Annotated in this window: 17 protein-coding genes and 1 pseudogene; 16 read left to right on the top strand and 2 right to left on the bottom strand. The window is 63.1% G+C overall.

Features of this window, described 5'->3' with window-relative positions; all coding sequences use genetic code 11:
* Positions 1–85 precede the first annotated feature (85 nt).
* The 11 genes and pseudogenes from BJD12_RS11425 to BJD12_RS11375 all read left to right on the top strand — a co-directional run bounded on the left by BJD12_RS11425 (position 86) and on the right by BJD12_RS11375 (position 13,003).
* Complete coding sequence (locus tag BJD12_RS11425) at positions 86–880, top strand: type VI secretion system accessory protein TagJ (RefSeq protein ID WP_005993935.1); 795 nt, start codon at positions 86–88, stop codon at positions 878–880.
* Between the two features lie 5 nt (positions 881–885).
* Positions 886–1,389: a type VI secretion system baseplate subunit TssE gene (tssE, locus tag BJD12_RS11420; protein ID WP_005993937.1), complete on the top strand. Its 504-nt coding sequence runs from the start codon at positions 886–888 to the stop codon at positions 1,387–1,389.
* 4 nt (positions 1,390–1,393) lie between these two features.
* Entirely contained in the window at positions 1,394–3,277 is a 1,884-nt protein-coding gene (tssF, locus tag BJD12_RS11415) for a type VI secretion system baseplate subunit TssF (RefSeq protein WP_005993938.1), read from the top strand.
* Entirely contained in the window at positions 3,241–4,281 is a 1,041-nt protein-coding gene (tssG, locus tag BJD12_RS11410) for a type VI secretion system baseplate subunit TssG (protein WP_005993940.1), read from the top strand. Before tssF ends, tssG begins: the two co-directional genes overlap by 37 nt.
* A 56-nt stretch (positions 4,282–4,337) precedes the next feature.
* On the top strand, positions 4,338–7,112 hold the full coding sequence (tssH, locus tag BJD12_RS11405) for a type VI secretion system ATPase TssH (RefSeq protein ID WP_005993942.1): 2,775 nt from the start codon (positions 4,338–4,340) through the stop codon (positions 7,110–7,112).
* A 570-nt stretch (positions 7,113–7,682) separates the two neighbouring features.
* A pseudogene (locus BJD12_RS11400) lies at positions 7,683–8,141 on the top strand (transposase); the annotation flags it as partial.
* A gap of 238 nt (positions 8,142–8,379) precedes the next feature.
* The gene (locus BJD12_RS11395; protein WP_005993946.1) at positions 8,380–9,069 is read left to right on the top strand and encodes a hypothetical protein; all 690 of its coding nucleotides are present in this window, start codon (positions 8,380–8,382) and stop codon (positions 9,067–9,069) included.
* Between the two features lie 570 nt (positions 9,070–9,639).
* Positions 9,640–10,299, top strand: coding sequence for a CPBP family intramembrane glutamic endopeptidase (locus tag BJD12_RS11390; protein WP_005993947.1), 660 nt, complete (start codon positions 9,640–9,642; stop codon positions 10,297–10,299).
* Positions 10,300–10,359: 60 nt separating this feature from the next.
* Entirely contained in the window at positions 10,360–11,094 is a 735-nt protein-coding gene (locus BJD12_RS11385) for a hypothetical protein (RefSeq protein ID WP_042828169.1), read from the top strand.
* A gap of 405 nt (positions 11,095–11,499) precedes the next feature.
* The gene (locus BJD12_RS11380) at positions 11,500–12,111 is read left to right on the top strand and encodes a hypothetical protein (protein ID WP_058563281.1); all 612 of its coding nucleotides are present in this window, start codon (positions 11,500–11,502) and stop codon (positions 12,109–12,111) included.
* Positions 12,112–12,280: 169 nt separating this feature from the next.
* Positions 12,281–13,003 (top strand): ThuA domain-containing protein, encoded by a 723-nt coding sequence (locus tag BJD12_RS11375; RefSeq protein ID WP_005993952.1) that lies wholly within the window; start codon positions 12,281–12,283, stop codon positions 13,001–13,003.
* Positions 13,004–13,106: 103 nt separating this feature from the next.
* Here the strand turns inward: BJD12_RS11375 and BJD12_RS11370 are convergent, their stop codons facing one another.
* Positions 13,107–13,886: an alpha/beta fold hydrolase gene (locus BJD12_RS11370; RefSeq protein ID WP_042828172.1), complete on the bottom strand. Its 780-nt coding sequence runs from the start codon at positions 13,884–13,886 to the stop codon at positions 13,107–13,109.
* A gap of 427 nt (positions 13,887–14,313) precedes the next feature.
* Positions 14,314–14,925, bottom strand: a complete 612-nt coding sequence (locus BJD12_RS11365) for a glutathione S-transferase family protein (RefSeq protein ID WP_042828174.1) — start codon at positions 14,923–14,925, stop codon at positions 14,314–14,316.
* A 123-nt stretch (positions 14,926–15,048) separates the two neighbouring features.
* Here BJD12_RS11365 and BJD12_RS11360 point away from each other — a divergent pair, with 123 nt between their 5' ends.
* The 5 genes from BJD12_RS11360 to BJD12_RS11340 all read left to right on the top strand — a co-directional run bounded on the left by BJD12_RS11360 (position 15,049) and on the right by BJD12_RS11340 (position 21,367).
* Complete coding sequence (locus tag BJD12_RS11360) at positions 15,049–15,822, top strand: helix-turn-helix transcriptional regulator (protein WP_157999006.1); 774 nt, start codon at positions 15,049–15,051, stop codon at positions 15,820–15,822.
* Positions 15,823–16,308: 486 nt separating this feature from the next.
* Positions 16,309–16,848, top strand: a complete 540-nt coding sequence (gene ecfK / locus BJD12_RS11355; RefSeq protein WP_005993961.1) for an ECF-type sigma factor EcfK — start codon at positions 16,309–16,311, stop codon at positions 16,846–16,848.
* Complete coding sequence (locus tag BJD12_RS11350; RefSeq protein ID WP_005993963.1) at positions 16,827–19,340, top strand: serine/threonine-protein kinase; 2,514 nt, start codon at positions 16,827–16,829, stop codon at positions 19,338–19,340. Before ecfK ends, BJD12_RS11350 begins: the two co-directional genes overlap by 22 nt.
* Positions 19,341–19,451: 111 nt before the next feature.
* The gene (locus tag BJD12_RS11345) at positions 19,452–19,697 is read left to right on the top strand and encodes a PAAR domain-containing protein (RefSeq protein ID WP_005993965.1); all 246 of its coding nucleotides are present in this window, start codon (positions 19,452–19,454) and stop codon (positions 19,695–19,697) included.
* A gap of 317 nt (positions 19,698–20,014) precedes the next feature.
* Positions 20,015–21,367: a tetratricopeptide repeat protein gene (locus tag BJD12_RS11340; protein ID WP_005993967.1), complete on the top strand. Its 1,353-nt coding sequence runs from the start codon at positions 20,015–20,017 to the stop codon at positions 21,365–21,367.
* Positions 21,368–21,385: the final 18 nt, after the last annotated feature.

Here is a 21,385-nt window from a genome sequence, read left to right as displayed (position 1 = left end):
TCTGCTGCTGCACCCGATGCCTGCAATGCAATGACCAGCGGTGTCCACAGCGACACCGCCCCCTTCTTCGATGAGGACATGCGCGATGGATGCCACCGCACACAGCCTGCTTGCCCGTGGCGAGCCGGCGCAGGCATTGCAGCAATTGGTGCAGCAGGTACGCCGGCAGCCGGCCGATGCTGCGCAGCGCGTGTTTCTGTTTCAGCTGCTGGCGGTGCTGGGCCAATGGTCGCGTGCGGCCGACCAGTTGCGTGCCTGCGGCGAGCTGGATGGCACCACCCAGCCGTTGGTGCAGACGTATCTCACTGTGCTGCAGGGCGAGCAGACACGGGCGCAGGTGTTCGCCGGCACCCAGTTGCCGCACGTGATCGGCGAGCCGGCCGAGTGGCTGGCACTGCACCTGCAGGCGTTGCGCCTGTCTGCGCAAGGCCATGGCGCCCAGGCAAGCGCGCTGCGTGCGCAAGCCTTCGAATTGGCACCGGCAAGCGCGGGCGTGCTGGATGGCGAACGCTTCGCATGGCTGTCCGACGCCGATGCACGCTTCGGGCCATGTATCGAACTGATGCTCGACAGCGGATATGCCTGGGCACCGTTGCAGCAGATCCATCAGCTGCGCTTCGAAGCGCCGGTGGACCTGCGCGACACCGTGTGGGCGCCGGTAAGCGTGCTGTGGCGCAATGGCGGGCAAGCGTTTGCGTACATGCCGGTGCGTTACCCCGGTAGCGAGCATCTGGATGCCGGCGAGCTGCAACTGGCCCGTCGCACCGAATGGACCGAAGGTGCCCAGGGCGAAATCGGCCTGGGCCAACGCATGCTCAGCACAGAGTCGCGCGAGGTTGCGCTGCTCGAAGTGCGCGCGCTGCAGTTCGACGCGTCCTGATCGTCATGGCCGAGCTCACCACCACCGAACGCCTGCAACCCTCGCTGCTGGACCGGCTCACCGATGCCGCGCCCAGCCAACGCGAAGAGAGCCGCGAGCAACGCGTGATCTCGGCAACGCGCCTGCGCGAATGCGTGATCCGCGATCTGTCGTGGCTGTTGAATGCAGTGAACCTGGACACCAGCCGGCCGCTGGATGCGTACCCGCAGGTGCGTAACTCGGTGCTCAATTACGGCATCCCCGATCTTGCCGGCGCAGCGGTGGCCGGGATCGATGCGGCCGCGCTGCAGCAGCGCATTCGCGAGGCGATCCTGGCGTTCGAACCACGGCTGATTCCCGACACGCTGCGCGTCAGCGTGCATGCCGATGCCGCGCGGATGGACAAGCGTTCGTTGTTATTCACCATCGAATCGGAAATGTGGGCCCAACCGCTGCCGTTGAACCTGTATCTGAAGACAGCGCTGGACCTGGAAACCGGCAGACTCGAAGTGATGGAGGGCCACGGCTAAGCCCATGGACCCGCGCCTGCTCCCGTACTACAGCCGCGAATTGCAGCACGTGCGCGACATGGGCGCCGAGTTTGCGCGCGAGTACCCCAAGATCGCCGGGCGGCTGGGATTGGATGCGTTCGAGTGCGCCGACCCGTATGTGGAGCGCCTGCTCGAAGGCTTTGCGTTTCTGGCCGCGCGCGTGCAACTCAAGCTGGACGCGCAGTACCCGGTGTTCACCCAACACCTGCTGGAAATGGTCTACCCGCATTACCTGGCACCGCTGCCGTCGATGGCGGTGGTGCAGTTGGAGCCGGACCTCAAGGACAGTGGCCTGAGCGCCGGTGTCAGCGTGCCGCGCCATAGCGCGCTGCGCAGCCTGATCGGCGCCGGTGAGCGCACCGCCTGCGAGTTCCGTACCGCGCACGCGGTGACGCTGTGGCCATTGCAGCTGGCCGAAGCCAAGTATCTGGAATCGCCGGCGGCATTGGCGGCGGCAGGCATCGTGTTACCTGCCGGGCGCAGCGTGCGCGCCGGCATCCGATTGCGCTTCGAGTTGGTGGGCGGTGCCCAGACCCAAGGCCTGGCGTTGGACCGGCTGCCGTTGTTCCTGGCTGGTGCCGATGGCCTGCCCAAGCGGCTGTACGAACAATTGCATGCCGACACCAGCGCCGTGCTGGTGCGCGGCAGCGATGCGCAGGGCGCCACGTTGCAACTGCTGCAAGGCGCCGATGCCTTGCAGATGCGCGGCTATGCCGACGAAGACAGCCTGATCCCGTACGACGGGCGCTCGTTCAGTGGTTACCGGCTGCTGCAGGAATACTTCGCGTGCCCGGAGCGCTTTCTGTTCGCCGAACTCACCGGTTTGCGCGCCGCATTGCGTCGCCTGCACGGCAGCGGTTTCGAGGTGGTGATCTTGCTGGAGCGCAGCGTGCCCAGCCTGGCGGCCGCAGTGAGCGCCGAACACTTCAAGCTGTTCTGCACGCCGGCGATCAATCTGTTCGAACGTCGCGCCGACCGTATCCATCTGCAAGCCGGCCAACACGAGTACCACGTGCTGGCCGACCGCACCCGGCCGATGGATTTCGAGATCCATCATCTGGGCGAGGTGGAAGGCTTTGGCGACCGCCAGGAACCGGAGCAACGCTTCACCGCGTTCTATGGCGGCGATGCACGCACCTGGCATGCGCGGCATGGTGCGTTCTACACCCTGCGCCGCGAGCCGCGCCTGCTGTCGGCGCGGCAACGCCGCGATGGCGCGCGCTCCAGCTACGTGGGCAGCGAGGTGTTCGTCAGCCTGGTCGATGCCGACGACCAGGCGCATGCCAGCAACTTGCGTCAGCTCGGGCTGCAGCTGTGGTGCACTAACCGCGACCTGCCGCTGCATATGCCGGTGGGCAAGGGCACCACCGACTTCAGCATGGACAGTGGCGTGCCGGTATGCAGCGTGCGCTGCGTGGCAGGGCCGACCAAGCCGCGTCCGGCCATCTCAGACGGGCAGAGCGCGTGGCGCTTGCTCAGTCAATTGCAGCTCAATTACCTGTCGCTGTTCGAAGACGGCCCCGATGGCGCCGCCGCGTTGCGCGAAATCCTCACCCTGTATTGCGACCCGTTCGATGCGTCTGCGCAGCGGCAGATCGAAGGTGTCAAACAGGTGAGCGGCACACCCATCGTGCGGCGCATTCCGGTGCCAGGCCCGATCACTTTCGGCCGCGGGCTGGAGATTACGCTCACCTGCGAGGACGCCGCTTTCGAAGGCACCGGTGCGTTTCTGCTGGCCTCGGTGCTGCGGCACTTCTTTGCGCGCTACGTCTCGGTGAACTCCTTCACCGAAACCGTGTTGCGCACCACCGAACGCAACGAGGTGGCCCGATGGCCCGCCCAGCCCGGCACGCGCCCGCGCCTGTGAGCGCCGCGGCTGCCGCGCTGGAACAGGCGCTGCAGACCCGGCCGCAGGACTTCACCCCGTTTGCGGCCTTGCGCGCGATCGAGCGCTGCCATCCGCAGCAACCGCGGCTGGGCGAATCCGCCCGCGCCGTGGACGACGTGGTGCGGCTGCGCCACACCCCGTCGCTAGCCTTCGCACCGCATGCGCTGGACCGCTACACGCCGGCGCAAGGCGAACAACCGGCTGTGTTGCATGGGCTGTTTCTTGGATTGTTCGGCCCCAACGCGCCGTTGCCGCTCCACCTGACCGAATATGCCATCGAGCGGGCGCTGCAAGCCAAGGACGGCACCTTTGCCGCGTTTGCCGACGTGTTCCATCACCGCATGCTCAGCCTGTTCTACCGCGCGTGGGCACAGGCGCAGCCCACCGTACAGGCCGAGCGGCCGGCCAGCGATCAATTCCGCAGCTGGCTGGATGCGCTGGTCGGTATCGCCAGCCCGCACCTGCGCGAGCGCGATGCACTGCCGGATGACGCGCGCCGCTACCACGCTGGCCGGTTTGGTGCAGCCACGCGCACGCCGGAAGGGTTGCGCGCCGTGCTGCAGCAGTTGTTCGACTGGCCCGTGCAGGTGCAGGAATTCATTGCCGAATGGATGCGGCTTCCCGCCGATGCGCACCTGCAACTTGGCTGTGGTCCGCGCAATGCGAGGCTCGGTGTGGATAGCGTGGTCGGTGCGCAGGTACGCGGCGCGCAACAGTGTGTGCGCATTCGGCTGGGCCCGCTGCCGCGCATTGCGTTTCAACGCTTTCTGCCCGGCGGTCATGCCTTGCGCCAACTCACCGCCGCGGTGCGCAGCTATCTGGGTGACGAATTCGGCTGGGAGCTGCAGTTGCTGCTCAAGGCCGATGAGGTACCCACCCCGCAGCTGGCACGCAACAGCCGCTTGGGCCTGGACACCTGGATCGGCCGTCGCGCCTGGAGCATTGCCGACGCGGACGAGGTGCTGCTGCGCCCATCGGGCTGACGCGCACTGCCTCCCTTTCGCTCACACGCAACGTACCGACTTCGAAGGATGCACCAATGGCCGAGATCTCCCGCAGCGCCCTGTTCGGCAAGCTCAATCCACTCGCCTATCGCGGCATCGAAAGCGCCACGGTGTTCTGCAAGCTACGCGGCAACCCGTATGTGGAGCTGGTGCACTGGCTGCATCAGCTGCTGCAGCTGCAGGATTCGGACCTGCACCGCATCCTCAAACACTTCCAGCTCAATCCTTCCACGTTGGCGCGCGATGTCACCGCCGCGCTGGATGGCCTGCCACGCGGCTCCACCGCCGTCACCGACCTGTCGGCCAACGTCGAAGAAGCGGTGGAGCGCGGCTGGGTGTATGCCTCGCTCAGCTTTGGCGAGGCGCAGGTGCGCACCGGTTACCTGGTGGTCGGCATCCTGAGCGTGCGCGGCTTGCGCAACGCGCTGCTGGCGATCTCCAAAGAGTTCGACAAGCTCAAGCCTGCGGTGCTCAACGAGCACTTCGCCGAGATCGTGGCCGGCTCCCCGGAAGATGGCTTGCTGCCCAGCGATGGATTTTCGCTTGGTCAGACCGCAGCACCCGGCGAAGCGAGCGGCGCCATCGCACCTGCCGCACTCGGCAAGCAGGAAGCACTGAAGAAATTCACCACTGACCTCACCGCACAAGCGCGCGAGGGCAAGCTCGATCCGATCATCGGCCGTGACGATGAGATCCGCCAGGTGGTCGACATCCTGATGCGCCGCCGCCAGAACAACCCGATCCTGGTCGGCGAGGCCGGCGTGGGCAAGACCGCGGTGGTGGAAGGCTTCGCGCAGCGCATCGCCCGTGGCGATGTGCCACCCGCATTAAAGGACGTGCAATTGCGCACGCTCGATGTGGGCCTGCTGCAGGCCGGTGCCAGCATGAAGGGCGAGTTCGAACAGCGTCTGCGCGCGGTCATCGACGAAGTGCAGGCCAGTCCCAAGCCGATCATTCTGTTCGTCGACGAAACCCACACCCTGGTCGGCGCCGGCGGTGCCGCCGGCACCGGCGATGCGGCCAACCTGCTCAAGCCGGCACTGGCACGCGGTACCTTGCGCACCGTCGGCGCGACCACGTTCGCCGAATACAAGAAATACATCGAAAAAGACCCCGCATTGACCCGGCGATTCCAGGCCGTGCAGGTGGATGAGCCGGACGAGGCCAAGGCGGTGCGCATGATGCGCGGCGTCGCCTCGATGATGGAACAGCACCACAGTGTGCAGATCCTGGACGAGGCGCTGGAAGCGGCAGTCAAGCTCAGCCACCGCTATATCCCCGCGCGCCAGCTGCCGGACAAATCGGTGAGCCTGCTCGACACCGCCTGCGCTCGCGTCGCGGTCAGCCTGCACGCGACGCCGGCCGAGGTGGACGATAGCCGCCGCCGGATCGAAGCGCTGGAGACCGAGCACGCCATCATCGAGCGCGAGCGTGCGATTGGCATCGTGGTGGAGGAGCGTGCTGCCGCATGTGCCGGCTTGCTGGAAAACGAGCACGGCCGACTGCGCGATCTGGAGCAACGGTGGGTTGCCGAGAAGGCATTGGTGGACGAGCTGTTGTCGCTGCGCGCACGCCTGTGTAGTGGTAACGCGCCGGTGGAAGGCATGGGTAGTGCGTTGGAAGCGGAGGCCGAGGCTGACACCGATGCAGATGCAGATGCCGCACAGGCGGCGTCTGGTGACACCGCGGTGCTCGACGCACCGGTACAGGTTGATCGCGACACGCTGCTCGCACGCCTGCAGCTGGTGCAGGCCGAACTAGGCGGACTCCAGGGCGAATCGCCCTTGATCCTGCCCACGGTCGACTACCAGGCGGTGGCCGCCGTGGTCGCCGACTGGACCGGCATCCCGGTCGGGCGCATGGCGCGCAACGAGATCGACACCGTGCTGCGCCTGCCCGAACTACTGGCCAAGCGCGTGATCGGCCAGGACCACGCCATGGAGATGATTGCCAAGCGCATCCAGACCAGCCGCGCCGGCCTGGACAACCCGGACAAACCGATCGGCGTATTCCTGCTCGCCGGCACCTCCGGCGTGGGCAAGACCGAAACCGCACTCGCGCTGGCCGAAACGCTATACGGCGGCGAACAGAACCTGATCACCATCAACATGAGCGAGTACCAGGACGCGCACACCGTCTCCTCACTCAAGGGCGCACCGCCGGGCTACGTCGGCTACGGCGAAGGCGGCGTGCTCACCGAAGCGGTGCGACGCAAGCCGTACTCGGTGGTGCTGCTGGACGAAGTGGAGAAAGCCCACCCCGACGTCCACGAACTGTTCTTCCAGGTCTTCGACAAAGGCTGGATGGAAGATGGCGAAGGCCGCCGCATCGACTTCCGCAACACCTTGATCATCCTCACCAGCAACGCCGGCACCGACCTGATCGCCAGCCTGTGCAAGGACCCGGAACTGATGCCGGATCCGGAAGGCATGGCGAAGGCCTTGCGCGAGCCGCTGTTGAAGGTGTTTCCGCCGGCATTGCTCGGGCGGCTGGTGGCAATTCCGTATTACCCGCTGAGCAACGACATGCTCGGGCAGATCGTGCGGTTGCAGTTGAATCGCATCAAGCAGCGGATCGAGGAGCGCTACAGGATTCCGTTCGAGTACGACGACTCGGTGGTAGAGCTGGTGGTGAGCCGGTGTACCGAGAGCGAGTCGGGCGGACGGATGATTGATGCGATTTTGACTAATTCGATGTTGCCTGAGATCAGTCGTAATTTCCTTCGTGGGGTTGCAAATAGATCACTCGTTGGTTACCTAAAAATACATGTCTGTGACGAAGAATTCTGCTATTCGAGCAGTTTTATTTGAAGTTTATAGGGGAACTATTTTATTGGGTGAGATTGTTTGGTGCGTATTGCGAAATTTGTACGGTTAAATATTTAAATAATATACTTGGAGGAATGTATGGCATATCCAACTTGGAAAAAAATAAGGGCAACCCACAACGTGGCGCCAGCTACCTGGGGTCGAACATATACACGGCATCTCGCAAGCCATGCGGCTGAGACTCAGTTTAAAGTTGACATTGTTACTCATGCGGGTGGTGAGACTGGGGACTTAAATCCTCAAAACTATACTCTTTCTTACCTTGCAGGTTCGTCTTTCCAGCCAGCAGATGCAAGATTGATATAAACTTGTAATATTTTTTTAATATGTTATGCGGCGCTCTGGGATTATAGATTGAGCTAGTTGCGAGCTTGTTCAGGACGCAACTATTCAGGAGCATTAACCCTTAGAGCGTGTTATGAACTTGAGGCTTGCGCGGCTATCGTAAGCGGATGAAGCCACCACGCCCGTATCCGACCGACGTCTCCGATGAAGAATGGGCATTTGCTGCACCCTACTTGATGCTGATGGATCCGCAGGCGCGGCTGCGCAAGCGGGCCACGCGCTGGCTACGACGGCTACAAGCGCAAGAAGGGCAGCAAGGTGCACATGGCGGTGGATACGCTCGGTCACCTGCTAGCACTGCAGGTCACGCCAGCCGACGAGCAGGAACGCGCCGAAGTGCGATCGCTAGCGCAGGAAGTTCAGCATTTCACAGGAGATACGGTGAAACTGGCCTTCGTCGATCAAGGCTACACAGGCGAAGGACCGGCCGAAGCCGCGCAGGAGGAAGGCATTGAACTGCACGTCGTAAAACTGCCGGAGGCCAAGAAAGGTTTTGTATTGCTGCCGCGCCGTTGGGTCCTGGAGCGCAGTTTCGGTTGGGTCAATCGGTTCCGACGCCTGGCGCGTGATTACGAACGCCTGCCGGAAACCCTGGCAGGACTCCACTTCGTTGTCTTCTCCATCCTCATGCTTGGAAACGCAGCGTCTCTATTTCAAAGTTCATAAAACGCTCTAGTAGATGTATTAGCTGATGGGGTGGCAGCGAGTGCTGACGACAGCGCTCTAGCCAGACGGATTCGTATGCAATATGGGAGAAGACATGAGCCAGTGCGAAGAATGCGGTAGGACTGGGAGAGGTAAAGTTATCCACCATAAAGTGACTTGCTCCTTCCGCAACAGAATGGCGTCTACAACTGGACCTGCGCGGACCTCGGGTCGCATTGCGAAAAGGAACGAGGCCGAAATGCAGAGGCTGCTGGGCGCGGCGTATGGCCAAAGGAAGAGGGAGATTCAGGGTGACATCACCCCCTTTCTCCATTTGCCCTTAGAGGTCGGTAAGGATGGCCGGGGCTACACCTCACGCAAAGCCAGGACGAAGATCAATAACACGATCTCGTCAACACGCAAGCTATATTCCAGAAAAGAAGATTTACCGGATATTCCAAAGATGTTGAAAAAGAAGGCTGCAGATAAGAAAAGCAAGCACTTTCGCTTCAGTGACCGTAACAGCAACACTAATTTTAAGGTCGGTTCTGATGTGACATACGTGGAATACACCGGAGCAGACTTTACTGGGACGCGTACGGCCAGCGACACCCCTCGACCGAGGAGCCCAAGGCCTGAAGACACGGGTGAAGCGCTGCCGGTGCCCAATATGCGCTACGAGCAGACGCATCAAGCCGCTTACAGCTTCACGGGCGAACCGGGACATACCATTCACGCGCCGACCCAAGCCAACCAAGTTGCCGATTGCCAAATGGAAGCCCTGATCAGGGGCACACCAGGAGCTTTCATCGCGCGTGAAGACACGTACGAGCGCTCCGCGATCTGGGCGTTTCGCCCGGTTCAGGAAGGGTACGAGGGGTACACCGTGAGCTATATGCGCCGCAATGTTTCTGACGACGCATCGCAGGACGCGGAGGCTGACGATTGAATGTAACGGGCCAGATTCACTCTTCGGTAGACGAGGGTGACTTGCGGGTAGATGAGCGGGTATCGGTAACGGTGTAAGGTTAACTTATCGATCGACAACAGCGACTTGCGGTGCCGACAAGCCACTCAATGACCGCAAAGGATGCATCTACGGCGGCTGTGCTTGCGCGTCGGCGGTCAATGCAGTTTGTTTGCGCTTCCATCGCCGGATGGGTTTGTCTCCGGCGCAGCAAAGGGTGCATGCAACATCGGTCAGCGAGCGCTGTGCGCCCGCTTGGCGCTGCCTTCGGCAATGTGCCGGTTTTGTGGCGGTCCAAGCCAGTCGGGAACAAGACGCCAGGCGCGCTTTACCCATCTTCGCGACCGAAGAACAGAGCGCGTGCTCCAAGAGACAATGCTTCGCTCCCTGCTATCGGTAAGCTATGCCGTTTTGGGGGGAGGCATCAATGAACTACGATGCGTCGCGATCCGGATTTCATGCAGGCTGTCGAGCGAGCGGCCGTGCAGGCCTGTCGCTAGACAGTGCGTTTCAAGTTGAGTCTCTGCAAACAAGACATGCCAAGGACGATCGATGCAAGAACGTGAAGGAGGGTCTGCCAGATGGGGCGAGTTGTTGCTCGTGGTGACGATTGCGTTTGGGCTTTCGATCTGGTCCAGCATTTCGGCAGTGGCGCGCGATGCCGTCGAGCCGGTCTTCTCCGACGCGAGCCTGTGGGGCATGGTGTTCTACGAACTGCTCGTTCTGGCGATCTTGTTGCCAGTGCTGTGGTTCCGCGGATGGAGGCCGCAGTCATTGGGGCTGCAGTGGCAGCTGCGCGATTTGGCGGTGGGGCTCGGCTTGCTGGCGGTGTGTCTGTTGGTTACCTATCCACTGACGCTGGTGAGCTGGAGCTCGGGGAGCAACACGAATCCATTCGATGCGATGGTCGTCGGGCGGCTATCGATCACGGCTGTGCTGGCCATCTCGCTGATCAACCCGATCTTCGAGGAAGTGTTCGTGTGCGGTTACGTGATCCGCGCCCTGGAGTCGCGGCATGGCCGGGCCTTCGCGGTGAATGTAAGCGTAGCGATCCGCACCTCGTATCACCTGTATCAGGGTCCGATTGGCGCCATCAGCATCTTGATGCTCGGTCTGATCCTGGGTTGGTGGGTGGCCCGGCGAGGACGACTGTGGCCGGCGATCCTGGCGCATGGCGCGCTGGATCTGCTGGGGTTGATGGTCTACACCTGAGTGGCCTGGCGTCGCCGAGATGTCGCACACTTGCGCCCTGGTCGAAACTAGGGCGAGGCGATGGCAGGGCGATATGGATGGTGCGGAATACTGGTGGGGTTGGTGGCCTTCGGCGCGGTGGCGGCTGGTCCGGCGCCCGGTGAATACAGTACCAAGCAAGGCTGGGGCAGCCTGCAGGTCAGCGCCACGGATGGAGCGCGCCACTTCGAGATTCTCGCCGTCGGCACCAACGGCCACACCTGTTCGCTGGAGGGCACGCTGCAAGGCGACAAGGCGGAAGTAAGCGATGCCAGCGACGCGCCTTGCAAGCTATCGTTCAAGCCAGTGGCGGGTGGCTTCAGCATTGCCGCACTCACCCAGGATAGCTGCCGCGATTACTGCGGCATGCGCGCGGGTTTTGAAGGTGATTATCTGCAGTTGCCGACCGGCTGCACCTCCGCGAGCAGTAACCGACGACGTGAGGCGTATCTGCGGGACTACCGCGGCAAGCGCTATGCCGAAGCACTTGCCGGCATGCAGGCGTTTGCGGGCGAGTGCGGCGAGTTCCTCACCTGGCTCGATCGCGACCGTTTCGCCAACGACCGCGCGCTCTCCCTGCTACGCCTGAACCGTCCGCAGGAATGCCTGGCGGCGCTGGACGGCACCATGGCTAGCCGCAGCCACGATGAGGCCTCGTTCCAGGCGGAGCTGGATCAAAACAGCACGATGCTTCCGCCAAGCGACTGGGACGCCTACCTGCCTATCGCCAAGTCCACCTGGTTCAATCGCAAGCTCTGCGAGGCGGCCAAGCGCTGAGCGTGGAATGTCTTGCACTGTTGCGATCAACTAGCGCCGACTTAAGGCATCGTGCCGATGGTCGTTCGTGTGTGACTGAGAGTGTTGAAACTGTCAGCAGCCATTGCGCTCAGTAGCGATCATTGCTGGCGTCGCCTCAGGCTGCTGGGGTTATGTAACGCCGTCAGGGACAAAGACTCATATGGTGCAGACCTTTTTTGTGTTGAAGAAAACTGCAGCTCACCGAGCTGAGCACGATTAGACATGACTACATTAAAGGCAAGCGTGGAGACAGCGAAGATTCCCCAGTTCTCATTGAAGCGGGAGACGTTTTGACGGGTTAGGGGCTTCGGTCCGATGTAAAAATATGCTCAACGTCATCTAGCTGGGTCATGGCCGAAGACGTAATCTTCGACGGGGCAAACGATGTCTTGGGTACCGAATAAGCGCAAATCATTGCCTCCCGGCAGGTTCCGGGACGGCGCCAGCGAATGGGAGTTGCTGCAAAGCGATCCTGGCATCAACAGCTTGGCCAATGCCGTTGTCGACGCCAACGACGATGATTTCGACTGGGTTGGTAGCGTACCTGGGCGGCCTGGTCCTTACAGCACCACCTGGAATCTGGTCTATGCGGCCAGAAAGCCGGATGGGAAAGGCGGCTTCGAAGTGCCCTGCGGTGAGTCCGGCGACGGCGCCATCAAATTAAATGGGCAGTTTCAGGAAGTGGGCGCAGCCTCGACGCCGCATGGAAAATTGCGCAAGCCTCCTGTCTGCCACGTCATCCCCTGGGTTTTGTTATCCATCGCGCTGGACGAACACGCGCAGCTCGCCAAGAAAACGCTCAAGAGCGACTTTAAACGCTTCCTATGCTGGGGCGATGTCAGCAATTTGCGCACTGGGCACAATGGCTGCAACGCGGGTGGTACGAAGGTGACGGCGCTGACGGCAACCTCGTCGCAGAAAGCCCAAGCCTCGATATTCGTCTCAGCCTGCGCCACGACGTACGAAGGTTTGTATGGATCCAGATTCGAAACGTGATTACCGGGACGTCGCAGGCGGCACTAGATGGTGCAGTATTGATGTGGCCTTGAGCGACGGGTGTGAGAGGCGAACAGGCTCGATCTTTATTGCCATTGGCGAGGCATGCGATCGCTGTGGGCAAAAGCGATGACGAGCACCTGATGCGATATCGCGCAACAATACACGCATGCACAAACTCCTGCTCGCCCTGGTCTGCATGCTCGCCTCCCTCACCGCCACTGCCGCGTCCGCTCCGGAGCGGATGCTGATTTTCAGCAAGACCGCCGGGTTCCGCCACGAGTCGATTCCGACAGCGGTGGCGACGCTGCGGAAACTTGCGCAAGAGCAAGGCATGGCGGCCGACCACAGTGAGGACGCGGGCGTTTTCACTGCCGACAATCTGGCGCGTTACCGCGTAGTGGCATTCGCCAGCACGACAGGCGAGATTCTGGCGCCGGCGCAGCAGCAGGCGTTCGAGGGGTTTATTCGGAAGGGCGGTGGCTTCCTGGGTGTGCATTCGGCCGCCGATACTGGGTACCAGTGGCCCTGGTACGGGCAGCTGGTCGGGGCCTGGTTCAAGAAACATCCGCCGGGGCTGCAGTCCACGCGTGTACAGCCCGAGCGAGAGGGGCAGGCGCTTGGCAGTGCTTGGCCGATCACCGATGAGATCTACAACTACCGGAACAATCCGCGCGGGCAGGTGCAGGTGGTCGCCACGGTGGACGAGCGGCTGTATGCCGGTGGCACAATGGGTGCCGACCATCCCATTGCCTGGTGCCATGGCGTTGATGGCGGCCGGGCCTGGTACACCGGGCTGGGCCACGATGCGGCGGTATATGCGAATGCGGATTTTCTGGCGCAACTGCGCCAGGGTTTGCGCTATGCCGCCGGGCACGTGCCCGGCTGCTGAGTACGTTAATCGCCTGTCACCAACGAGTGGCTGACCAGGCTTTTTGTAATAAGCCTCCGGCCGCGCGATACGCAGTGGTCATCGCGCGGCACGCATAAGCATGCTAACCCGCTGCCTCGAGAATCAGCTCGGACACTTCGCGCGGGCGCGAGACCAGCGATAAATGGCTTGCCTGCAATTCAACTGTCTTTGCGCCCATCCGCTTTGCCATGAACTTCTGCAGGTCCGGATTGATGGTACGGTCGTTGCTCGACACTGCGTAGAAGCTCGGTTTGGAATGCCAGGCCGCGTCCGTGACCTTGCCTGCGAGCAGGGGCTTCTGGAATGGGTACTGCGTCGCGTAGAGAACCTGCGCCCTTGCTTTCGGGAGATCGCCAGCGAAATCACGTAGAAAGGCGTCTTCGCTGAGCCTGCCCTCGTCACCGTCATAGACAATTCCCGCACTCGCCGGCGGTGCAGGATAACGTTTGGCAAGCGCCGCAAAGTCTTCGTTTGCATCCGGTGCGCGTGCCGCGATATAGACCAACGCCGAAACAGCGGGGTGCCCCCCTGCTTGTGTCACGATCATTCCGCCGAAGGAATGACCCACCAAGACGGTGGGACCATCCTGGCGGTCGAGTACGCGCTGCGCTGCTGCGACCGAGCCGGCCAGCGTTGTCAGTGGATTTTGGACCGATGTGACGTTGAGGCCTTTCGACTGCAGGAGCGGGATCACCTCGCTCCAGCATGAGCCATCGGCAAACAACCCATGGACAAGAACGACATTCTTGGCTCGCGGTGGGCGACCCAACGCAGTAGGAGCTGCTACCGCTTTCGCTCCCACCAGCGATGCTGCAGCGCCGCCAATCAAGGCAGCTGAGAACGTACGTCGGCTTACGGTCATTGTGGTCTCCTTTCATGAGGTTTGGTTTGATGGGCTATGTGCAACGAATGCCGCGACCCAAGCGCACATCAAGATCCGCCTGGATCGCGATACGGGTCACTTAGCAGGTGAGTCCGTGGGTCTTACGAGCTCAAGCGAGCGCGTGCATACCAATCGCGTGCGGTGTGACTAGCGGGCTGATGGTGAAGACGATCAGGACAACGCTGGTCGGGTCAGAAGCAATATCCGCTGTCACGCAGCCCACCGTGTGGTCAGCGGATCGCTAATGTAGAGAGTGCTCGTTACGACGGAGTAGATGCATGCCAGCATTGAGGATGTGCATCCTGTTCCTTGATAGGTTTTGCCGGAACGGTAGGGACTCTGTCGAGCTACCTGCTCCTGTCCGGTCGCAGGTCATATCCCCCGCGCTCATGCGTATTGCGCATCATTAGAAATCAGCACTTGGCCGTTGGCGAAATCGCTTGTACCAGGCGTCAAGACGCGGGTGATCGCAGCCGAAAGGCTGATCGAATCTCTCGCGGGCCGTCTGGAAAACAGGGAAGACCGTACAGTCCGCGACAGTCGGTTCGCTGCCTGCCAGAAACGTGTTGTCGCCGATCATTGCCTCCAGTACGTCGAGCATCTCGGTGACGTACCCGAGGAGCCTGGACGCCGCTTCCGCCGACGGCGCTGGCTCCTTGGCCGGAAAGGCGTGTGTGACGTTCCACAACCAGAGCTGGGACCGGCCTACAAGATCGGTACCCAAGCGCTCAAGCGACCTGATCTGTGCCCGGGAAAGGGGATTTTTCCCTAGCATCGGCTTGTCCGGATAAAGCTCTTCCAGATATTCCACAATGGCAGCCGAGTCCGTTATCGCCACGCCACTGTCGGTCACGAGAGTGGGCGCCCTGCCGCTGGGATTGATTGCCAGGTAGTGCTGTGACCGGTGCTCGGCATGCGCGTAATCCAGCTCGTAGCGTAGAAGGTCGATGCCTTTCTCTTTCAGGTAAATGATGACCCGTCGGGGATTGGTCCCTTTCTGAAATTGGTAAAGCAACACGTCGATCAGCCTGTGCGTTTGTCTCGGGCGACTCAATCTAGCCGCGTTTCATGTTGTTACAATGGGGATTTTTCTGCTGTTACTGCAGTACTAGTGAACTCTCCCATGACAACTGATCGGCTAATGCGTTCACCTGCCCGGCAGATGCTGTCCGATTTTGTGCGCGCCTGTCGGGAACGCACGAGCCCGGAAGCGGTTGGCTTGTCGCCGGCCCGACGCCGTCGGACCAGTGGGCTTCGTTGCGAGGAAGTCGCGGCAATCGCCGGTGTTGGCGTCACCTGGTACACATGGTTTGAGCAAGGCCGTGATATTGCGGTGTCAGATGATTTTCTGTTTCGGTTAGTGCGTGGACTTCGGCTCGATCGAGCCGAGAAAGAGCACCTGTTTGCACTTGCTGGTCGAACAATCATCTTTGATGCGGAGGATGCAGAGGTGCCCCGGTCCCTGGGGAACATCATCCATTCCCTGCGCCAGCCCGCCTACGTGATGAACAGCGCATGGGACGTATTGGCATACAACAAAGCCGCCGTTGCGCTGTTTGAAGACCTGGATTCCAAGCGGCCCAACATGCTGCGCCTGGTATTCTTTTCCGACCGCTACCGGCAACAAATCAAGGACTGGCGATACGCCGCGAGACTTGTCTTGCTCAAAGCGCGCCACGATTATCTGACGCGCGGCAAAAGCCCGGTTCTGCGGTTTATCCTGGATGACATTCTCCTGGATATCCCGGAAGCCAAAGAATGGTGGGATGAGACTGAAGTCATGCGGATTGGTGACACCGACATCACCTTCCGGAATGCTCTCGGTGAGGACGATGTTTATCGGCTGAGTATTCTGGTGTCGGAGGAGCATGAGGGCATTCGGGTGGTTTTTTACGATCGTCTCCAGCCTCACTAATTGACGACTGTTGCCTGCTGCGTTTGGCGTCAAGCTTGACGCTTGCGCAGCAGCGGCGCTCCCGGCCAGCGAGTTTTCCCTGCGCCAGGTCGCGGAATCTTTCTGCTCCGCCTGGCACGGTTGTCAACCCTCATCCGCGGACTGTTTTAAAAGGCGTATTGCGCAGTACGCATTTGCAGATCCTGGCGTTACGCAATCGAGGTTCGATCACCGACGGCTGACTGTCTGAGCGCTCCAGCGGCACCTAGCTTGTGTGGCACGCTCGTCAGGCATGGAATAGATGGTTTTTTGGAGTGGAGGACCGCGCGGCCTCACGCTCGCACTCGGCCGCCTCGGCTGCTCACATGCTGATGGCCGCCAGACCGATCCAGCCCGACCGTTTCGCCCACCACCACCGGCCCAGCAAGCTAAATCGTTACGAATTGAACAGTCCACCCCGCTCCCAATGCGGGATACTGCGCTCCCACGCAGGCGAGATGGGCCCCGATGTCCGAGCTGCCGATCACCGAGTTGTTGCAGGCCTGGCAGCACGATGCGCCCGGGGCGGGCGACGCGCTGGCACGGCAGGTCTACGAGGTGTTGCGCGCCACCGCGCTGCGCGAGCTGCGCCGCGATGCGCGCGCCGGGCTGCAGGCGACCGAACTGGTACACGAGGCGTGGCTGCGGTTGGAGCAGGGGCGGCAGGCGTTCCGTTCGCGCACGCATTTCTATGCGGTTGCGGCGTTGCAGATGCGCCATCTGCTGGTGGACCTGGCGCGGCAGCAGGCCAGCGCCAAGCGGCTGGGGCAGGCGGTGACTTTGACGATCAGCTTGTCCGACGGCGCGGCGCGGCCGGAAGCGCTGATGGTGGTGGCCGATGCCTTCGACAAACTGGCGCGGGTGGATGAGCGCAAGGCTCGCGCCTTTGCGTTGACCGAGCTGGCGGGCTTCAGCGTCGCCGAAGCGGCCGAGCAACTGGAGGTGTCGGTCCCCACGCTGGAGCGCGATCTGCGGTTTGCGCGGGTATGGTTGGCGGCGCAGCTGTGAGCGTGGCAGCCACCGCCTGGCAGCGGCTGGAGGCGCTGTTCCATCAGGCCTGTCAGTTGCCGGTGCGCGAGCGCGAGGACTTTGCGCGTGTCCAGGCCGGCGACGATGCGGTGCTGCGCGACGAATTGCTGGCAATGCTGGCGGTGGAATCGCAGGCCACGCTGCGCGTACGTGGGCCGCTCAAACAGGCCGCCGCCGCGTTGCGCACACCCTTACCGGAACTGCCGGCCGGCACGCGCTTTGGTGCATGGGCGATCGACCGCCTGATCGGTGCCGGCGGCATGGGCCAGGTGTATCTGGGCCATCGCGCCGACGGTGCCTACGAGCGCGAGGTGGCGATCAAACTGGTGGCCGCGGACGCGCTGGATGTGCAGGGCCGCGCGTTGTTCGAGTTCGAATGCCGGCTGCTCGCGCAGATGGTGCACCCGGCGATCGCGCAGATCCACGATGTGGGCACCGACGCGCACAATCGCCCGTACCTGGTGATGGAGTACCTGCGCGGAGAGCCGATCACCTGGTGGTGCGACGAGCATCGGTTGTCGTTGCATGCGCGCGTTCTGCTGATGCTGCGGGTGAGCGAGGCGGTGCAGCACGCGCACCAGAAAGGCGTGATCCATCGCGACCTCAAGCCCAGCAACGTGCTGGTCAGCGAGATCGACGGGCGGCCGATGCCGGGGGTGATCGACTTCGGCATCGCCATCGATGCCGCCAACCCTGGGGTGACCTCGGCGCATGGGCGCGGCACCCCCGGCTACATGAGCCCGGAGCAGGCACGCGGCGCGCAGCAGGTGGACGCGCGCAGCGACATCTACGCCTTGGGGGCGATGTTCTATGAACTGAGTTGCGGACTGGCGCCAGTGGCCGCGCGCGACGGGCTGCCGCAGCCGCCATCGCAACGCGTGGCATCGGTACCGGCCGATGCACAGGCGCGGATCTGCGCGGCGCGTGCGACCACCCAGACGCGTCTGCAGCAGCAACTGCGCGATGGCCTGGAGGCGATCGTGTTGCGCGCCCTGGCACCGGAACCGGGGGCACGCTATGCGTCGGTGTCGGCGCTGCTGGACGACCTGCACCGCTGGCTGGACGGCTACCCGCCGCGCGCGCAGCGCGCTGGCCGGTTATTGCGGCTGCGCAAGTTCACCCAGCGCCATCGCAGTGGCGTGGTGGCCGGCGGACTGGTGGCGATGACGGTGGTGGCCGGCCTGGGCGCCACGCTGTGGTCGCTGCAGCAGGCCGCGCGCGACGCGCAACGGGCGCGCGTCACCGGCGATTTCATGGCCTCGGTGCTGTCCAGCGTGGACCCGGCGATTGCCAAGGATCTGGACAAGACCCTGATGTTGCGTGTGCTGGAACAAGCCTCGCAACGCGCCGCGCGCGAGCTGGCCGGCCAGCCCGATGCGCGCACCGATGTAGAGCAGACGCTGGGCGGCACCTTGATCGCGCTGGCGGATTTTCCCCAAGCGGTGCAGCATCTGCGTACCGCGCATGCGCTGGCACAACGGAGCATGGGAGCCGGCAGCAAACCGGCATTGAAGACCGCTTCCATGCTCGGCCAGGCACTGCGCGGCGCAGGCAAGGGCGATGAAGCGGTGCAGGTGCTGCGTCAGGGCATTGCGCAGGCCGAGCGCGGCGATCTGCAACAGCAGGCCATTGGCAATGAGATGCATGCCTGGCTGGGCTGGACGCTGCGTGAGCAGGGCCGGATGCGCGAGGCCATGACCGAGAGCCGGCGCGCCTATGTGGCGGCGCTGGCCAATCCTGCGACCAGCGCAGATCAACGCATCGATGCCGGCAATGTCTATGCCGCGCTGCTGGCCGATGTCGGGCAGCTGCTGCCGGCCATCGCCTTGCAGCGCAGCCTGCTGCACGAACGCATCGCCCTGCGCGGGGCCGAGCATCCGCTGGTGCTGTCGATGCGTAACAGCCTGTCGGTGTATTTGCTGATGCAACGCGATTTTGCCGGCGCCGAGGCCGAACTCGCGCCGCTGCTGCAGATCACGCGCAAGCTCTACGGCGACAACGCCATGGACACCTTGATGGTGGAAGGCAACCTAGCCGGCGCGTTGCGTCAGCAGGGCAAGGTGGCCGAGGCCGGCCCGCATTATCGGGCGGCGTTTGAACGCGCACGCGCGGCGCTCGGCGAGGATGCGCCGACCACCATCACCATGCGCAGCAACCACGCGTTCTGGTTGCTGGATGCCGGGCAGGCTGCCGCATCGCTGGCCGAGCAGCGTGCCGCACTGGCCACCAGCGAGCGGGTGCTGGGCCATGCGCATCCGCAGACGGCCGAGATCCTGCGCGGCATGTCCGAAGCCGAGCGCACGCTCGGCCAGACCGCCGCCGCGCGCGCGCATGCGCAGCAGGCGGTGCAGGTGCTCACCGGCATTTTTGGCGATGCCGAAGCGCCGCTGCGTGCGGCACGGCAGACCCTGACGCTGGCGGAGCCGGCCGCCTCCAGCGTTGAGGCGACAACAGCGGTGGCGCGGCGCTGAGACAAATCGTCGGGTAAGCCGCGCCGCGCGGCCGGATAGTGCCCGCATTGCCAGCCCCGGAGCGCACCCGTGCAACCTGCCGCACGCCTGACGGATCTGCATGTGTGCCCGATGGTCACCGGGGTGGTGCCGCATGTGGGCGGGCCGATCATCGGGCCTGGCGCACCGACGGTGTTGATCGGTGGCCTGCCGGCCGCGCGCATCGGTGATGCGGCGGTGTGCGTGGGCCCGCCGGACAGCATCGTGATGGGCGCGCCGACCGTGATCATCAGCGGCCAACCGGCGGCCCGCCTGGGCGACAGCACCGCGCATGGCGGGGTGATCAGCTTGGGCTGTTTTACGGTGTTGATCGGCTGATGGCCTGGCCGGGATGCGCACTGCGCTGGGCTTGCCTGGTTGACACATAGCGCCGTGGCTCGCGAGACGTCGGTGAGCGTCGCTGCATCCGCAGCGCTGCCATTGCAATGACCGGCTGCATGCGCATGCAATCGAGTGGATGCAAGGGTCGGCCCTTGCACGTCTTCAAAATGATTCAAGACGCTGCGAAAGACAGTTGAGCGTTACGGCCGCAAAGGCCGATGAGCAGCCGCATCGGCAGGGATCGCGCGGCACCGTTCCCGGATCCACCGTCATTCGACGCATCCCCTGCGTCATACCCACCAAGGAGATGCCGCATGCAGCCTGCCCGCCACGCGACCGCCCGGATGCACACCGACCTGGACGCTTTACTGCACAGCGCGATACAGGCGCATCGCGCCGGCAAGCTCGACCAGGCGGCGCAGGCCTACGCCCAGCTGCTGGAGGTGCAGCCCGGCCATGCGCAGGCGCTGCATTACCACGGCGTGTTGCTGCATCAGCAGGGCAAGAGCGCAGCGGCGGTGGCGGCCATCAGCCAGGCATTGCAGCTGGCGCCGGCACATCCGGATGCCTGCAACAACCTGGGCAACGTGCACCGCGAATGCGGCCGGCTGAGCGATGCCGAGCAGTGCTATCGCAATGCGCTTGCACTGCAACCGGCGCATGCCGATGCGCTGGCCAATCTGGCCGCCGTGCTGGAAGCGCAGCGCCGCCATGAAGAAGCCTTCCTGACCTACGCTGCATTGCTGCACACCTATCCCGAATCGGCGCATGGGCATTATTTGCTCGGCTTGTTCCTGCGCAACAACGCGCAGGACGCCGAGCATTTGCAGCAGTCGGTCGGATGCCTGCAACAGGCCTGCACGCTGTTATCGGACCATTTGCCTGCGCGCGAGGCATTGGGCACCGGGCTGTATCTGTTGGGCGAGCACGTGCAGGCGCAACAGGTGTATCGCGACTGGCTGGCGCGCGACCCGGGCAATGCCGTGGCCGCGCACATGTTGGCGGCCTGTGGCGGAACCGTGGCGCCGCCGCGCGCTTCCGACACGTATGTACGCGAGCTGTTCGACGGCTTTGCCGACAGCTTCGACGAGCAACTGGTGTGCAACCTCGATTACCGCGCACCCCACTGCATACTGAAGGCGCTGCAAGCCCGCCTGCATGCACCCGCTGCAACCTTGGACATCCTCGATGCCGGCTGTGGTACCGGCTTGTGCGCACCGCTGCTGCGGCCGTATGCATCTCACCTCGCCGGGGTGGATCTGTCGCCGGGCATGGTGGCCAAGGCACGGGCCCGAGGTGGCTACGATGCGCTGGAGGTGGCCGAACTCACCGCCTATCTGCAGGCGCACCCGCAGCGCTGGGATGTGATCGGGTCGGCCGACACGCTGGTGTATTTCGGCGCACTGCACCCGGTGCTCACCGCCGCTGCCGCTGCGTTGCGGCCCGGTGGCGTGATCGTTTTCACCGTGGAAGCGCTGGATGCAGCGGGCGATGTGGTGCGCCTGGATGCCAGCGGGCGTTACCAACACAGCCAGGCGCATATCGAAGCAGCGTTGCTGGGGGCCGGACTGCGCTTGATCGATCTGCAGGCCGATGTGCTGCGTAGCGAACGCGGGCAACCGGTGCATGGCTGGGTGGTGACCGCACGTACACCTCGGCAGGCGTGAGACGAAATGTCGGCTTTG

Origin of the sequence: Xanthomonas vesicatoria ATCC 35937 (assembly GCF_001908725.1) — a bacterium.
Lineage (GTDB): Bacteria > Pseudomonadota > Gammaproteobacteria > Xanthomonadales > Xanthomonadaceae > Xanthomonas > Xanthomonas vesicatoria.
This window is presented reverse-complemented; position numbering and strand designations above follow the sequence as displayed.

Excerpts from the sequence above, each read along its gene's own strand:
- BJD12_RS11370 (WP_042828172.1), bottom strand. The coding sequence starts at position 13,886 with ATGACCGTAAGCCGACGTACGTTCTCAGCTGCCTTGATTGGCGGCGCT.
- BJD12_RS11340 (WP_005993967.1), top strand. The coding sequence starts at position 20,015 with ATGCAGCCTGCCCGCCACGCGACCGCCCGGATGCACACCGACCTGGAC.
- BJD12_RS11350 (WP_005993963.1), top strand. The coding sequence starts at position 16,827 with ATGGTTGGCGGCGCAGCTGTGAGCGTGGCAGCCACCGCCTGGCAGCGG.
- BJD12_RS11425 (WP_005993935.1), top strand. The coding sequence starts at position 86 with ATGGATGCCACCGCACACAGCCTGCTTGCCCGTGGCGAGCCGGCGCAG.
- BJD12_RS11360 (WP_157999006.1), top strand. The coding sequence starts at position 15,049 with ATGCGTTCACCTGCCCGGCAGATGCTGTCCGATTTTGTGCGCGCCTGT.
- BJD12_RS11375 (WP_005993952.1), top strand. The coding sequence starts at position 12,281 with ATGCACAAACTCCTGCTCGCCCTGGTCTGCATGCTCGCCTCCCTCACC.
- tssH (WP_005993942.1), top strand. The coding sequence starts at position 4,338 with ATGGCCGAGATCTCCCGCAGCGCCCTGTTCGGCAAGCTCAATCCACTC.
- BJD12_RS11390 (WP_005993947.1), top strand. The coding sequence starts at position 9,640 with ATGCAAGAACGTGAAGGAGGGTCTGCCAGATGGGGCGAGTTGTTGCTC.
- tssG (WP_005993940.1), top strand. The coding sequence starts at position 3,241 with ATGGCCCGCCCAGCCCGGCACGCGCCCGCGCCTGTGAGCGCCGCGGCT.
- tssE (WP_005993937.1), top strand. The coding sequence starts at position 886 with ATGGCCGAGCTCACCACCACCGAACGCCTGCAACCCTCGCTGCTGGAC.
- ecfK (WP_005993961.1), top strand. The coding sequence starts at position 16,309 with ATGTCCGAGCTGCCGATCACCGAGTTGTTGCAGGCCTGGCAGCACGAT.
- BJD12_RS11345 (WP_005993965.1), top strand. The coding sequence starts at position 19,452 with ATGGTCACCGGGGTGGTGCCGCATGTGGGCGGGCCGATCATCGGGCCT.
- tssF (WP_005993938.1), top strand. The coding sequence starts at position 1,394 with ATGGACCCGCGCCTGCTCCCGTACTACAGCCGCGAATTGCAGCACGTG.
- BJD12_RS11385 (WP_042828169.1), top strand. The coding sequence starts at position 10,360 with ATGGCAGGGCGATATGGATGGTGCGGAATACTGGTGGGGTTGGTGGCC.
- BJD12_RS11380 (WP_058563281.1), top strand. The coding sequence starts at position 11,500 with ATGTCTTGGGTACCGAATAAGCGCAAATCATTGCCTCCCGGCAGGTTC.
- BJD12_RS11395 (WP_005993946.1), top strand. The coding sequence starts at position 8,380 with ATGCAGAGGCTGCTGGGCGCGGCGTATGGCCAAAGGAAGAGGGAGATT.